The sequence below is a fragment of the Salmonella sp. 3C genome, assembly GCF_025426275.1.
GTDB lineage: Bacteria > Pseudomonadota > Gammaproteobacteria > Enterobacterales > Enterobacteriaceae > Salmonella > Salmonella enterica.
Genome location: NZ_CP104858.1, coordinates 1,901,623 through 1,916,412, shown reverse-complemented (window position 1 = coordinate 1,916,412; position 14,790 = coordinate 1,901,623). Strand labels below are relative to the sequence as shown.

Here is a 14,790-nt window from a genome sequence, read left to right as displayed (position 1 = left end):
AATGTGCACATTCCCCTACACAACGATAAAGGGATTTATTGTGATTACGCTCATTGGCCCCCGTCAGAGCAAGCGCACGCATTATTTTATGCAGGCTGCCGCCGTACTTGGGGAACCCGTCACGGCGCTGACTCATCCGCAAGCGCTGGACGCTTCGCTGACCTCTGGCATCGTTAAAATCGACCCGCCAGTACACAGTGAAACAGACATCCGCAAAATAAACGCGATCGGTCTGGACTATATCCATTTTTTGCAGAACATGGCGGCGCGTCCTGGCGTCACCTGGCTTAACCATCCGGCGGGCCTCATTCACCTGTTGGATAAAAAACTCTGCAAGCGGCGCTTACTGGAACACGGCATCCCCACGCCGCCGTTGGTAGCGGAAGACGTAAAAAGTTTTGTACAGCTCACCGCCATCATGGAGGAAAAAAGGGTCGCCAGCGTGTTCATTAAGCCCTCGCTGGGTTCTGGCGCGGCGGGCGTTATCGCTTTGCGCCGCCACCCTGATGGCATAAAGCAGGTGCTTTACAGCGCGATTGCCATATCAGGACAACAGCTATTTAACAGCAAAAAAATCCAACAGTATCGTCAGAAAGAAGATATCCAGCTCATTATTGATGGCGTTCTTCAGCAGGAAAACCTCGTCGAACAGTGGCTGCCCAAAGCCAGCGTAAAGCATAAAACCTATGATTTACGCATCGTCTGCCTGGATGGCGAAATTATCTGGCGAGTGGTCAGAACCTCCTCGCAGCCCATTACTAACTTACATCTGCAAAACCAGGCTTACTGCTTCGAAAGTCTGGAGTTATCTGCCGCAAAAGCGACTGAGATCGATACGCTCTGTCAAAATGCCATGCGGCTTTTTCCTGGCATTCGCTTAGCGGGTATTGATGTTTTACTTACTACCAGCCTGACGCCGTATATTATTGAAATTAATGGCCAGGGTGATTTGATTTATCAGGATGCGCAGCAGAATAATCTAATTTATCAGGCGCAAATCCGGGCCATGAGGAAGCAAAATGTATAATTCAATGGATGAAGTCCCCGTCTCGCTACACGCGTCGATTGACACAGGCGATGGCGAATTCGATATGAATACGCTAATTAGTAATAACGCTCATATTCTTTTTATTGTGCTGGACTCGTTACGCTACGATATTGCGCTTCAGGAACAAACCGCCGGAAATACGCCCAACCTTAATCATTATGGACAATGGACGAAATGCGAGGCGGCCGGTAATTTTACCTGGCCTTCGCATCACGCCATGTTTTCAGGTTTTATGCCAAAACCTATTGATGATACCGTTAATCAGACCATGCTGTTTTTCCCAAAAGATATCGGACTTGGTCGTAAAGGGCCGAAAAATGCATTTGCCTTTGATGACGCAACATGGATAAAAAGTCTGGAAAATAAAGGCTACCAGACCATCTGTATTGGCGGCGTCTCTTTCTTTAATAACCGCTCCGGCATGGGAAAAGTGTTCCCGTCGATGTTTAAAGAGAGTTACTGGCATCCACGCTTTGCCTGTACGGTTAAAGAGAGTATGGATAACCAGATCCATTATATCCAGAAAATCATGGCCGAACGTGCTGGCAGCCAACCGGTCATGATGTATATCAATATCGACACGATTCATTACCCTAACCATTTTTACGTGGAGGGCGCGGCCCCTGGCGATACCGTTGAGACTCATGCCGCCGCGCTACGCTATATCGACGCCCGCATCGACGGATTACTAAACATTTTCCGCCAAACCGGCGGCGAAACGTTCGTTATTGTCTGCTCCGATCACGGTACCTGCTATGGCGAAGACGGGAAATATTTCCATAGTTTTAATCATCCGATCGTTAATACCGTTCCCTATATGCATTTCTTGCTGAGCTGTAATCATTAATATGAATAACAATGATATTTATCGTCAGTATATGTACAGTTATCCGCATAAGACGGCTTATCGGGAGCTGGAGAACGTCAGTTTTAGCGAAGTAAAACAGCGCATTTACGAGCACGACACACATCTGTATGTTCATATGCCGTTTTGTCAAAGTCGCTGCGGGTTCTGTAATTTATTTACCTGTACAGGCGCAGATAATACGTTCATTGATAGCTATATCGACGCGATTATTACCCAGGGCCGACAAATGGCGCTGGCGCCCGTCCACTGGGCAAGCTTTACCGTAGGCGGCGGCACACCTCTGCTATTAAACATTGCGCAATTAGAGAAGTTATTTTTTTCCGTCTTTGATGTGCTCAATGTTGACTGGAATATTTATAAAACAATTGAAACTTCCCCTACGGATACCACAGCAGAAAAAGTAGCGCTATTAAACGCCTTTTCCGTTAATCGCGTCAGTATTGGCGTACAAAGTTTTCATGATAGCGAGTTACATACGCTGCACCGCCGCCACAATGCCGCCAGCGCGCACCAGGCGCTGGAATGGCTAAAGGCGGGTCATTTTCCATCACTCAATATTGATATTATTTACGGCATTCCCGGCCAGACTCACGCAAGCCTGACGGAATCGTTACATCAGGCGCTCGTTTATCAACCGGAAGAGCTTTTTCTTTATCCGCTTTATAATATGCCTCGCCAGGAAAATATGCATAGCTACTATGTTTTAGCCCGCGATCTTTTACACAACGCGGGCTATACCCAAACGTCCATGCGCCGTTTCGTCCTTAATCCAGCGCCATCCGCCGCGGCGGAAAGCTGCGGATTTGAAAACTCACTGGCGCTCGGCGCGGGCGGCAGAAGTTATCTTGGCAATCTGCATTACTGTTCGCCGTGGTCGTCGAACCTGCAGACATCACGAAAAATCATTCAGGCGTTTATCGACAGCCCGGATAAAACCGTCATTAATCACGGTTATCTGCTTCCCCCTGATGAAATGAAACGCCGCTTTATCATTAAAAATCTATTTTCTGGCAGGGACTTTCTCTTAGCGATTATCAGCAATATTTTGCCAGCGATGCGCTAAGGGATTTCCCCAACCTGGAACGCTTTATACAGCAGGGCTACTGTTACCAGAATGGCAGTCGCCTCCGGCTAACGGAGACCGGTATGGCATTATCCGATTGCCTTGCTCCTGTGTTCGTTTCGCCTGAGGTGATGCTACGGGAGAATCGGCAGAGATGAGTACCCCCGCCCTGCGCGATATTCACACGCTGTTTTATCGCGGCTATCTTAAATCGTGTAATTATCATTGCGGCTATTGCCCGTTCCATAAACACGCCCGTAACGATAAAAAACGGGACGAAGCCGCGCTATGGCGCATGGTTGACCATTTGCCTCTTTTAGGTACGCCGTTGAATGTGATGATTACGCCCTATGGCGAGGCGCTACGCTTGCGTTATTACATGGCGGCGCTGGCAGAAATTAGCCGCTATCCTCATGTTCAGGCGGTCGGCATACAAACTAACGCCTCTTTTTCGTTAATGTCATTGCTGGAGGCATTTCGTGCTGGCGGCGGAGATATCTCAAAGCTTCGGTTATGGTGTTCTTTTCATCCCTCACAAATTACCGCTGAGCGCTTTCTCCAGCAGTGTTTAGCGCTCTCTGCCGCCGGAATAACCTGGTGCGCGGGGGCTGTCGCCAGTATGAAAGATATCGACCAGTTTCGTTGGCTACGCCAGCGGTTGCCTGACCAGAATTATTTTTGGTTTAACGCCAACGAGTGTGCCAATACCTGGCATACCGTTGAGGAAACCATCGCCTTCGGCGAACTCGATCCGCTGTATGTGATTGAAACACAGCAGTGGCCAGCGCAGCTGGATATCTGTACCGCAGGAAGAAAAAGTATTTTTATGAATGCAGAAGGCGATCTTTTTGCTTGTCATATCAGCAAAATTAAAATGGGTAATTTATATCAGCAACGGCTTAATTCTCCCGCCTGCCAGGCAAAACAATGCCACTGTTTTCTCGCTTATCAGCACCGTCTCGATATTCCATTGCTGAATCACCTGGATGCCTCACGCTGTTTTAGGATCGGACGCTCATGCGATATCGTTTAATCGCTTTTGATCTTGATGGAACGCTGCTAAACCGTAATAAACAAATTCTGCCAGAGTCGCTAACCGCTATCCGTCAGATTCAGGACATGGGCTGCCGAATAATGCTTGTTACTGGTCGCTCTCATCGTGAAGCCTATGCGTATTATCAAACGCTGGCGCTCACCGAACCGATGATCTGTTGTAACGGAAGCTATATTTATCAACCGGCTCAACAGCAGATCCTTGATCCGCTGCCGCTGACGCACTTACAAACGGAAAAAATACTGGCGCGGGTATATCCGCTTAAACCGACAATTCGTGCTGATGATAAAATAATCTTTCAGGCTGATGAGCTAAGCAGTAGGGAGAATATTTGGCAAATCAGCGTCGTTCATCGGCACATAAAACAACTACAAAATATTGCTGAGTTTATACAGCATGAATTACAGCTAAGCTGTACCTGGTCCTGGCATCATCAACTGGATATTCTCCAGAAGGGGTGTAGCAAAGGACAAAGCCTCGCCAGATATGCACAGCAACAGCATATCGCAATGCGCGAAGTGATGGCGTTTGGCGATAATGATAACGATGCGGAAATGCTACGTTTAGCCGGATTGGGCGTCGCGATGGGGAATGCCAGCGCTCGGGCAAAGGTGTATGCGGATAGCGTCATTGGTCGGCATAATACGCCAGCGATTGCTGATTTTTTGGTAACCTTATCCCTTTCTCAACGTGAATAAAAAAAACCCGCCGAGCTTTCATTTCGGCAGGGTTTTTATCCGTAAGAGCGTTAATTACTCTTCTTTCTGACCACGGTTCGCACGGCGGCGATCGTTTTCCGTCAGGTGACGTTTACGGATACGGATAGAGGTTGGGGTGACTTCTACCAGTTCGTCGTCATCAATGAACTCCAGCGCTTGCTCAAGGCTCATTTTAATTGGCGGAACCAGAATCACCGCTTCATCCGTACCGGACGCACGCATGTTGGTCAGTTTCTTACCGGTCAGGCAGTTTACCGTCAGGTCGTTGGAGCGACTGTGAATACCAATAATCTGGCCTTCATAAACTTCCGCGCCGTGACCCAGGAACAGCTTACCGCGATCCTGCAAACCGAACAGCGCAAACGCCACCGCTTTACCCTGACCGTTGGAGATCAGTACGCCGTTCTGACGCTGGCCCACTTCACCCGGACGAATATCGTCGTAATGGCTGAAGGTGGAGTACAGCAGACCCGTACCGGAAGTCATGGTCATGAATTCTGAACGGAAACCAATCAGCCCGCGGCTTGGGATCACGTAGTCGAGACGTACGCGGCCTTTACCGTCCGGATTCATGTTTTTCAGATCGCCTTTACGCTCGCCCAGCGCCTGCATGACAGACCCCTGGTGCTGCTCTTCGACGTCCAGCGTCACGTTTTCGTACGGCTCTTGTTTACGACCGTCGATTTCACGGAAGATAACTTTCGGACGGGAAACCGCCAGTTCGAAACCTTCACGACGCATGTTTTCAATCAGCACGGACAGGTGCAGTTCGCCACGACCGGATACACGGAACGCATCCGCATCTTCGGTTTCTTCAACGCGCAGCGCCACGTTATGCACCAGCTCTTTGTTCAGACGGTCAAGAATCTGACGAGAAGTCACAAACTTACCTTCTTTACCGCAGAACGGCGAGGTGTTAACGCAGAAGAACATAGACACGGTCGGCTCATCAACGGACAGCGCCGGCAGCGCTTCAACGTTCTGCGGGTCGCAGATGGTGTCGGAAATGTTCAGCTCGCCCAGACCGGTGATCGCAATGATATCGCCCGCTTCGGCGATATCGCTGTCGATACGCTCCAGACCCAGATGCGTCAGCACTTTACCTACTTTCGCGTTACGGGTTTTCCCTTCACTATCGATGATAGTGACCTGCTGGTTCGGCTTCACTTTGCCGCGTTTGATACGGCCAATGCCGATAACGCCAACATAGTTGTTGTAGTCCAGCTGGGAGATCTGCATCTGCAACGGACCATCGAGGTCAACGTCCGGCGCCGGAACATGATCAACGATCGCCTGATATAGCGGGGTCATGTCTTCCGCCATATCTTCGTGGTCCAGACCCGCGATACCGTTCAGCGCCGAAGCGTAGATGATCGGGAAGTCCAGCTGTTCGTCGGTCGCGTCGAGGTTAACAAACAGGTCGAATACCTGGTCAACAACCCAGTCAGGGCGCGCGCCAGGACGGTCAACTTTGTTGATAACCACAATGGGTTTCAGGCCATGAGCAAAGGCTTTTTTGGTCACGAAGCGCGTTTGCGGCATCGGGCCGTCAAATGCGTCAACCACCAGCAGCACAGAGTCAACCATGGACATGACGCGCTCTACTTCACCACCGAAGTCAGCGTGCCCGGGAGTATCAACGATGTTGATACGGTAATCATTCCATTTAATAGCGGTGTTTTTAGCGAGGATAGTAATACCACGCTCTTTCTCCAAATCGTTGGAGTCCATCACTCGCTCTTGAGTTTCGGCACGCGCGTCGAACGTACCGGATTGCTGGAGCAGCTTATCAACCAGGGTAGTTTTACCATGGTCAACGTGCGCGATGATGGCGATGTTACGCAAATTTTCGATCACAACTTTGCCTCAGGCATTAGAAATAGCGCGTTATTGTACACGGATTAATCGCACTACAAAACAGGATCACAAACATCCTCCGCAAACAAGTATTGCAGAGTCTCTTTGTGATCGCTTTCACGGAGCGTTAAAAGGGTGGCTTGCGTTCTATTGCACCAATGTGGTGCTCAATGTTCACATTAAAGCACTATTTTGGTGCAACATAGTCACCGTGGTGCAGCCCTTTTGCACGATGGTACGCATGATAACGCCTTTTGGGGGCAATGTGAAAGTTGGCACAGATTTCGCTTTATATTTTTACGGCGACACGGCCAGCAGAATTGAAGATCTCGTTACCACGACGACCGACCATGACCAATCCGGGAGAGTACAAGTATGTCCGCTGAACACGTTTTGACGATGCTGAACGAGCACGAAGTGAAGTTTGTCGATCTGCGCTTCACCGATACCAAAGGCAAAGAACAGCACGTCACTATTCCTGCTCATCAGGTAAATGCCGAATTCTTTGAAGAAGGCAAAATGTTTGACGGCTCCTCTATCGGCGGCTGGAAAGGCATTAACGAATCCGACATGGTGCTGATGCCAGACGCATCCACCGCAGTGATTGACCCGTTCTTCGCGGACTCTACCCTGATTATCCGTTGCGACATCCTGGAGCCTGGCACTCTGCAAGGTTATGACCGTGACCCACGTTCCATCGCAAAACGTGCGGAAGACTACCTGCGCGCGACCGGTATCGCCGATACCGTCCTGTTTGGGCCGGAACCTGAATTCTTCCTGTTCGATGACATCCGCTTCGGCGCATCTATCTCCGGCTCACATGTGGCGATTGACGATATTGAAGGCGCCTGGAACTCCTCTACCAAATATGAAGGCGGCAACAAAGGCCATCGTCCGGGCGTGAAAGGCGGTTATTTCCCGGTTCCGCCAGTTGACTCCGCGCAGGATATCCGTTCTGAAATGTGTCTGGTCATGGAGCAGATGGGCCTGGTCGTTGAAGCGCACCACCACGAAGTAGCGACCGCAGGTCAGAACGAAGTGGCGACCCGCTTTAACACCATGACCAAAAAAGCCGACGAAATTCAGATTTACAAATATGTCGTACATAACGTGGCTCACCGCTTCGGTAAGACCGCGACCTTTATGCCAAAACCGATGTTCGGCGATAACGGTTCTGGTATGCACTGCCACATGTCGCTGGCGAAGAACGGCACCAACCTGTTCTCTGGCGACAAATATGCCGGTCTGTCTGAGCAGGCGCTGTACTACATCGGCGGCGTCATCAAACACGCCAAAGCCATCAACGCCCTGGCGAACCCGACCACCAACTCCTACAAGCGTCTGGTCCCGGGTTACGAAGCGCCGGTGATGCTGGCCTACTCCGCCCGTAACCGTTCCGCCTCCATCCGTATTCCGGTGGTGGCGTCTCCGAAAGCGCGCCGTATCGAAGTGCGTTTCCCGGACCCGGCGGCTAACCCGTATCTGTGCTTTGCCGCCCTGCTGATGGCCGGTCTGGACGGGATTAAGAATAAGATTCACCCGGGCGAAGCCATGGACAAAAACCTGTATGACCTGCCGCCGGAAGAAGCGAAAGAGATCCCACAGGTAGCGGGTTCTCTGGAAGAAGCGCTGAACGCGCTGGATCTGGACCGCGAGTTCCTGAAAGCAGGCGGCGTGTTCACGGATGAAGCGATCGATGCGTATATTGCGCTGCGTCGCGAAGAAGATGACCGCGTGCGTATGACCCCGCACCCGGTAGAGTTTGAGCTGTACTACAGCGTTTAATCGTATATTAAAAATCCGACGAATTTCGCGTTGCTGCAAGGCGGCAACTGAGCACATCCCCAGGAGCATAGATAGCGATGTGACCGGGGTAAGCGAAGGCAGCCAACGCAGCAGCAGCGTGAAAGGCGTCAGGAGTTTTTGAGTTGCCGTGGAAACTTTCAGCCCATCCCAGGATGGGCTTTTTTCTCCACCAACAATCTGATCTCACGCGCTTTTTAGTGGTAAAAAGCTATAATGCACTAAAATGGTGCAACCTTTTCCAGGAGACTGCTGAATGGCAAGCGGCATACAGCCCGATGCTGGGCAGATCCTCAATTCGTTAATCAACAGCGTGCTGGTGGTCGACGACGCGCTGGCAATCCATTACGCCAACCCTGCCGCGCAGCAGTTGCTCGCGCAAAGCTCACGCAAACTGTTCGGGACGCCGTTACCTGAACTGTTGAGCTATTTTTCGTTAAACATTGACCTGATGCGCGAAAGTTTAGCGGCAGGGCAAGGCTTTACCGATAACGAAGTGACGCTGGTGATTGATAGTCGCTCGCATATTCTCTCTTTGACCGCCCAACGTCTGCCCGACGATTTTATACTGCTCGAAATGGCGCCGATGGATAACCAGCGTCGTCTGAGTCAGGAGCAGTTGCAGCACGCGCAGCAAATCGCCGCCCGCGATCTGGTGCGCGGTCTGGCACACGAAATCAAAAATCCGCTCGGCGGCCTGCGCGGCGCGGCGCAGCTACTCAGCAAGGCGCTGCCCGACCCGGCGCTAACGGAATATACCAAAGTCATCATTGAACAGGCCGACAGGCTACGCAACCTTGTCGATCGTTTGCTGGGGCCGCAGCACCCGGGAATGCACATTACCGAGAGCATACATAAAGTCGCGGAGCGCGTGGTGGCGCTGGTGTCGATGGAACTGCCGGATAATGTCCGGCTTATCCGCGATTACGACCCCAGTCTGCCAGAACTGCCGCATGACCCGGAACAAATTGAGCAAGTACTGCTGAATATTGTCCGCAATGCCTTGCAGGCGCTGGGGCCGGATGGCGGCGAAATTACGCTGCGTACCCGTACCGCCTTCCAGTTAACGCTGCATGGCGAACGCTATCGCCTGGCGGCGCGTATAGACGTTGAAGACAATGGGCCGGGCATTCCTCCCCATTTACAGGATACGCTGTTCTACCCGATGGTCAGCGGTCGCGAAGGCGGCACCGGGCTTGGGTTATCTATCGCCCGCAATCTTATCGATCAACACGCCGGCAAAATTGAATTTACCAGTTGGCCGGGGCATACCGAGTTTTCGGTTTACCTGCCGATTCGGAAATAGAGGTGTTTATGCAACGAGGAATAGTCTGGGTCGTCGATGATGATAGTTCCATCCGTTGGGTGCTTGAACGTGCTCTCGCCGGGGCAGGGTTGACCTGTACCACCTTTGAGAATGGTAATGAAGTACTGGCTGCGCTGGCCAGTAAAACGCCGGACGTCTTGCTGTCGGATATCCGAATGCCGGGAATGGACGGGCTGGCGCTATTAAAGCAGATTAAACAGCGTCACCCGATGCTTCCGGTCATCATTATGACCGCGCATTCCGATTTAGATGCCGCCGTGAGCGCCTATCAGCAGGGGGCGTTTGATTATCTGCCTAAACCGTTTGATATTGATGAAGCCGTCGCTCTGGTCGAGCGCGCGATTAGCCACTATCAGGAGCAGCAGCAGCCGCGTAATATCGAGGTTAACGGCCCGACAACAGACATGATAGGCGAAGCGCCCGCCATGCAGGATGTGTTTCGCATTATTGGTCGGCTGTCGCGTTCTTCGATTAGCGTGCTGATTAACGGCGAATCAGGGACCGGTAAAGAACTGGTCGCCCATGCGCTTCACCGCCATAGCCCACGCGCCAAAGCGCCGTTTATCGCGCTCAATATGGCGGCCATCCCGAAAGATTTGATTGAATCCGAACTGTTTGGCCATGAGAAAGGCGCTTTTACCGGGGCGAATACCATCCGGCAGGGCCGTTTCGAGCAGGCTGACGGCGGCACGCTGTTTCTGGACGAAATTGGCGATATGCCGCTGGATGTCCAGACTCGTCTGTTACGCGTGCTGGCTGACGGACAGTTCTACCGCGTGGGCGGGTACGCGCCGGTAAAAGTGGATGTGCGCATTATCGCCGCCACCCACCAGAACCTCGAACGACGCGTTCAGGAAGGGAAATTCCGCGAAGACCTGTTCCACCGCCTGAACGTGATTCGTATCCATCTTCCGCCGTTGCGCGAGCGCCGTGAGGATATTCCGCGCCTGGCGCGCCATTTTTTGCAGGTCGCCGCCCGTGAATTAGGTGTGGAAGCCAAATTATTACATCCGGAAACCGAAACGGCGTTAACGCGCCTGGCATGGCCTGGTAACGTGCGTCAGTTAGAAAATACCTGCCGCTGGCTCACCGTCATGGCCGCCGGACAGGAGGTATTGATCCAGGATTTACCGGGCGAACTGTTTGAAGCCTCGACGCCGGATAGCCCGTCCCACCTGCCGCCGGATAGCTGGGCTACATTACTGGCACAATGGGCGGACCGCGCCTTGCGATCCGGTCATCAAAACCTGCTTTCTGAAGCGCAGCCAGAACTGGAGAGAACGCTACTGACCACGGCATTACGCCATACGCAGGGTCATAAACAGGAAGCCGCCAGGCTGCTCGGTTGGGGGCGAAACACCCTAACGCGGAAGTTGAAAGAGCTGGGAATGGAGTAAACATTACCCGCGAGTGTAAAGATTAATAATTGAGCGCAAAACGCTGCTATTTTGCGCTTTACTGTTCCGATGAGTTCAGTATGATCATGCCCGGCAAACGGGGGGATTCATTATGTTAGAATCTATTATTAATCTGGTATCGAGTGGAGCGGTCGACAGCCACACGCCACAAACTGCGCTAGCCGCCGTGTTGTGTGCCGCGCTGGTGGGACTGTTCAGCTGACAATGTGCCGGATGGCGCTAATGCTTATCCGGCCTACAGGTTGTCGCAACGTGTAGGCCTGGTAAGCGCAGCGCCACCGGGCAACCCGGCTAAATGACGCGCGAGAACTGCTGCATCCGCGCTTTCTGGCGCAGATACGCGTCAAAGCACATGCAGATATTGCGGATCAGCAAACGACCTTTCGCCGTCACCTGAATTCCCTTCTCGCTAATATCCACCAGCCCATCTTTCGCCAGCGGCGACAGTAACTGCAAATCTTCGGCAAAATACTCAGCGAAATGCAAACCCCACTGCTGTTCGACAGCGTTAAAATCCAGGCGGAAGTTACAAATCAGCGCCTTGATAACATCGCGACGAATGCAATCATCACGGGTCAGCGTAATACCACGCCATAGCGCATTGCCCCGCTCATCCACTTGCTGGTAATAACGCTTCAGCTCTTTCTGGTTCTGCATGTAGCCATCGCCAATCATGCTGATAGCAGAAACCCCCATCCCCAGCAGATCGGTATCGCCCTGGGTCGTATAGCCCTGAAAATTACGGTGCAACACGCCTTCGCGCTGCGCGACGGCCAGTTCGTCGTCCGGACGGGCAAAATGGTCCATCCCGATAAACTGATAACCAGCCTGGGTAAGCGATACGATCGTCTCCTGCAAAATATCCAGTTTCTGCTGCGCGCTGGGTAAATCAGCATCTTTAATTTTACGCTGGGCGGCAAAAAGCGTTGGCAGATGCGCATAGTTAAAGACGCTCAAACGATCGGGGTTCAGTTCCGTCACACGCTTCAGCGTGAAAGCGAAGCTTTCCGGCGTCTGTTTCGGTAGACCGTAGATCAAATCGATATTGGTCGAGGTAAAGCCGATATCGCGGGCGTGATTAAGCAGCGCAAAGATGAATTCTTCATCCTGCTCGCGGTTAACCAGGCGCTGCACCTCTTTATTAAAGTCCTGCACGCCCATACTCAGGCGGTTAAAACCTTCCGCACGTAAATGATCGAGCACATCCAGCTCAATTTCACGAGGATCGACTTCGATCGAGATTTCCGCATCGGTATTAAAGTGGAAATTTTCACGCAACAGCGTCATTAAGCGGCTGATTTGCGTTTTATTCAGGTAAGTAGGCGTACCGCCGCCCCAGTGAAGCTGGCTGACATGACGGTCTGCAAACAGCGGCGCGCGATGACGAATTTCCTGCTCAAGCGCGTCAAGATACTGGTCAGCTTTATGCTGTTGGCGGGTGACAATCTTGTTGCAGCCGCAGAAATAACACAACTTGTGACAAAACGGGATATGCACATACAGCGAGAGCGGACGCTCAGGATAACGCGCCACAGCCTGCAAGAATGCGGCGTCCTCGAAGTCTTCAGAAAACTCCAGCGCGGTTGGGTACGAGGTATATCGTGGCCCGGAATAGTTATATTTCTGGATCAGGGCCAGATCCCAGTCTATTTGCTGTTCAGACATGCTCACTCCTTCCGATGGCGTCTCTGGCGGGTACGGCGTACCGGCTTCACGCCATGACGGGCGGCAAGCCGGCTGCGCAGCCATTTCTGTCGCCGCGACAATCGCTGTAGTTTAACGAATAACCACACCAGATAACATATAACCGGAAGGGTTATAAGCAGGACGGGCAAGCCCACGGTGTAAACCCGTTAGTTGCCGCCTCTTAGCAGGCGCATCATATCTTCCTGCTTCTCGTCCTCTTCGTCGTCTTCTTCGTCGTCATCGTAAGACAGACCAAGCTTCTGCATCAGTTCATCAATACGATCCAGTTTGGCATCTACCCAGGCTTGATCTTCCGCACTCAGGGTTTCGCCCGCTTCCAGACGTTCTAACAGCGCATCCAGGCGCTCATCCGTTTCCAGTAAATCCAACTCCGCCTGCGGTGAAAGCATAGGTTTCTCACTTTTCGGTTTATGCTGTTGGGTCACTTTTTCAGTCACGCCCAATGGAACAGGTGTTTTACTGCCAATACGTGGATCTTTTTGTTGATTCTGATTGCCGCCGCCCGAAGCGGAATTGCCGCCCGCCGCGCGACTTCCCGGCGCATGACCGCGATGTTTTTTCAGGCGTTTACGGTCGCGCGCCTCCTGGTTTAACTCTTCACGCGTTTTACGACGCTGTTTGCCAAAGGCTTTACTGCGCGGTGCAGAGGTTGGTTTTTTCATGATGTCAGATCTTTAAGCCGTTTTATTCAGTATAGAATTGAGGCGGAATCTAGCAGAAAGCAAGCAAAGAAAAAAGGCGACAGAGTAATCTGCCGCCTTTTTTCTTGACTCACGACCCTTAACGGGTTCCACCATCCCTGTTGGCTATCAACACGCCCTGTTTTTCCCTTAGCCTGGAACATTCCATGTTGTTTCCATTTCCTTTTACTAACGTCTCCGGACGTTTGTCTTCCTGACAATCCTGTGTCTTCGCCTCCTGGCGCTCCTGACCCTCATCCTGAGTCGTTGATCCTGTTAGCGTCCTCGCTATGTGCATTACTTTACTCTTTTGGGGTAAACTCACAAGATACCGACACGGCAAATCCCTTTTTTTCAGACAATTACCTTTCTATAAATTCATGATTTAACTATATTAACTGGCTTTGAGCCTGACAACGACTCTGCCATGTCGCATAAGTGCAATGGTCAATGTCTCACAAAGCGTATGGCTTTTACTTACAGCACCGCCGCGCCGAAAAATCCGTCTTTTGCTGGCGTTCAGGTATAATCGCCACAATGCTTTGACTGACGGAGACGACCGCTTTGACTAACCTGAATTATCAACAGACGCATTTTGTGATGAGTGCGCCTGATATTCGCCATTTACCTTCCGATTGCGGAATTGAAGTGGCTTTTGCTGGCCGTTCCAATGCAGGCAAATCCAGCGCCCTGAACACGTTGACCAACCAAAAAAGCCTGGCGCGCACCTCTAAAACGCCGGGCCGTACCCAATTGATTAACCTGTTTGAAGTCGTAGAGGGCAAACGGTTGGTCGACCTGCCGGGCTATGGCTATGCGGAAGTCCCGGAAGAGATGAAACGCAAGTGGCAACGCGCGCTGGGGGAATATCTGGAGAAACGTCAAAGCCTACAGGGCTTAGTCGTTTTAATGGATATCCGCCATCCGTTGAAAGACCTCGACCAACAGATGATCCAGTGGGCTGTAGAGAGCAATATCCAGGTTCTGGTTCTGCTGACCAAAGCGGACAAACTGGCCAGCGGCGCGCGCAAGGCGCAGTTGAATATGGTACGTGAAGCCGTGCTGGCTTTTAATGGCGATGTGCAGGTAGAAGCGTTTTCCTCGCTGAAAAAGCAGGGCGTGGATAAGTTACGTCAGAAGCTGGATAGCTGGTTTAGTGAACTGGCACCGGTCGAAGAGATTCAGGACGGGGAATAATCACCCGCTATGCCGGATGGCGCCGCTGCGCGTCTTATCCGGCCTACGG

Annotated in this window: 13 protein-coding genes and 1 pseudogene; 10 read left to right on the top strand and 4 right to left on the bottom strand. The window is 51.8% G+C overall.

Going from position 1 to position 14,790, the window contains the following annotated elements; genetic code table 11:
• Nucleotide 1: 1 nt before the first annotated feature.
• The 5 genes and pseudogenes from N7E69_RS09125 (at nt 2) to N7E69_RS09105 (ending at nt 4,731) form a co-directional block, all read left to right on the top strand.
• Nucleotides 2-1,027 (top strand): STM4014 family protein, encoded by a 1,026-nt coding sequence (locus tag N7E69_RS09125; RefSeq protein WP_001751728.1) that lies wholly within the window; start codon nt 2-4, stop codon nt 1,025-1,027.
• On the top strand, nt 1,020-1,895 hold the full coding sequence (locus N7E69_RS09120) for an STM4013/SEN3800 family hydrolase (protein WP_000282799.1): 876 nt from the start codon (nt 1,020-1,022) through the stop codon (nt 1,893-1,895). Before N7E69_RS09125 ends, N7E69_RS09120 begins: the two co-directional genes overlap by 8 nt.
• 1 nt (nt 1,896) lies before the next feature.
• Nucleotides 1,897-3,137, top strand: a pseudogene (locus N7E69_RS09115) (STM4012 family radical SAM protein).
• Complete coding sequence (locus N7E69_RS09110) at nt 3,134-4,012, top strand: STM4011 family radical SAM protein (RefSeq protein WP_001575207.1); 879 nt, start codon at nt 3,134-3,136, stop codon at nt 4,010-4,012. Before N7E69_RS09115 ends, N7E69_RS09110 begins: the two are co-directional and overlap by 4 nt.
• A complete protein-coding gene (locus tag N7E69_RS09105) occupies nt 3,997-4,731 on the top strand; it encodes a Cof-type HAD-IIB family hydrolase (protein WP_001270585.1) in 735 nt (244 codons plus the stop codon). Before N7E69_RS09110 ends, N7E69_RS09105 begins: the two co-directional genes overlap by 16 nt.
• A 54-nt stretch (nt 4,732-4,785) precedes the next feature.
• Here the strand turns inward: N7E69_RS09105 and typA are convergent, their stop codons facing one another.
• A complete protein-coding gene (gene typA / locus N7E69_RS09100) occupies nt 4,786-6,609 on the bottom strand; it encodes a ribosome-dependent GTPase TypA (protein WP_000572064.1) in 1,824 nt (607 codons plus the stop codon).
• Nucleotides 6,610-6,984: 375 nt separating this feature from the next.
• On the opposite strand from typA, the gene glnA reads away from it, so the two are divergent.
• The 4 genes from glnA (at nt 6,985) to N7E69_RS09080 (ending at nt 11,359) form a co-directional block, all read left to right on the top strand.
• A complete protein-coding gene (glnA, locus tag N7E69_RS09095) occupies nt 6,985-8,394 on the top strand; it encodes a glutamate--ammonia ligase (RefSeq protein WP_001271699.1) in 1,410 nt (469 codons plus the stop codon).
• Nucleotides 8,395-8,668: 274 nt separating this feature from the next.
• Nucleotides 8,669-9,718 (top strand): nitrogen regulation protein NR(II), encoded by a 1,050-nt coding sequence (gene glnL / locus N7E69_RS09090; protein ID WP_000146192.1) that lies wholly within the window; start codon nt 8,669-8,671, stop codon nt 9,716-9,718.
• Between the two features lie 8 nt (nt 9,719-9,726).
• Nucleotides 9,727-11,136, top strand: coding sequence for a nitrogen regulation protein NR(I) (glnG, locus tag N7E69_RS09085; RefSeq protein WP_001188783.1), 1,410 nt, complete (start codon nt 9,727-9,729; stop codon nt 11,134-11,136).
• A gap of 112 nt (nt 11,137-11,248) precedes the next feature.
• Nucleotides 11,249-11,359: a YshB family small membrane protein gene (locus N7E69_RS09080; RefSeq protein WP_001578131.1), complete on the top strand. Its 111-nt coding sequence runs from the start codon at nt 11,249-11,251 to the stop codon at nt 11,357-11,359.
• Nucleotides 11,360-11,448: 89 nt separating this feature from the next.
• Here N7E69_RS09080 and hemN read toward each other — a convergent pair whose 3' ends face one another.
• The 3 genes from hemN to N7E69_RS09065 all read right to left on the bottom strand — a co-directional run bounded on the left by hemN (nt 11,449) and on the right by N7E69_RS09065 (nt 13,869).
• Nucleotides 11,449-12,822, bottom strand: coding sequence for an oxygen-independent coproporphyrinogen III oxidase (gene hemN / locus N7E69_RS09075; RefSeq protein WP_000003527.1), 1,374 nt, complete (start codon nt 12,820-12,822; stop codon nt 11,449-11,451).
• 188 nt (nt 12,823-13,010) lie between these two features.
• Nucleotides 13,011-13,526, bottom strand: a complete 516-nt coding sequence (gene yihI / locus N7E69_RS09070; protein ID WP_000743292.1) for a Der GTPase-activating protein YihI — start codon at nt 13,524-13,526, stop codon at nt 13,011-13,013.
• Between the two features lie 118 nt (nt 13,527-13,644).
• Nucleotides 13,645-13,869, bottom strand: a complete 225-nt coding sequence (locus N7E69_RS09065; RefSeq protein ID WP_001541209.1) for a hypothetical protein — start codon at nt 13,867-13,869, stop codon at nt 13,645-13,647.
• A gap of 239 nt (nt 13,870-14,108) precedes the next feature.
• Between N7E69_RS09065 and yihA the strand changes: the two genes are divergently transcribed.
• Nucleotides 14,109-14,741 (top strand): ribosome biogenesis GTP-binding protein YihA/YsxC, encoded by a 633-nt coding sequence (yihA, locus tag N7E69_RS09060; protein ID WP_000183331.1) that lies wholly within the window; start codon nt 14,109-14,111, stop codon nt 14,739-14,741.
• Nucleotides 14,742-14,790: the final 49 nt, after the last annotated feature.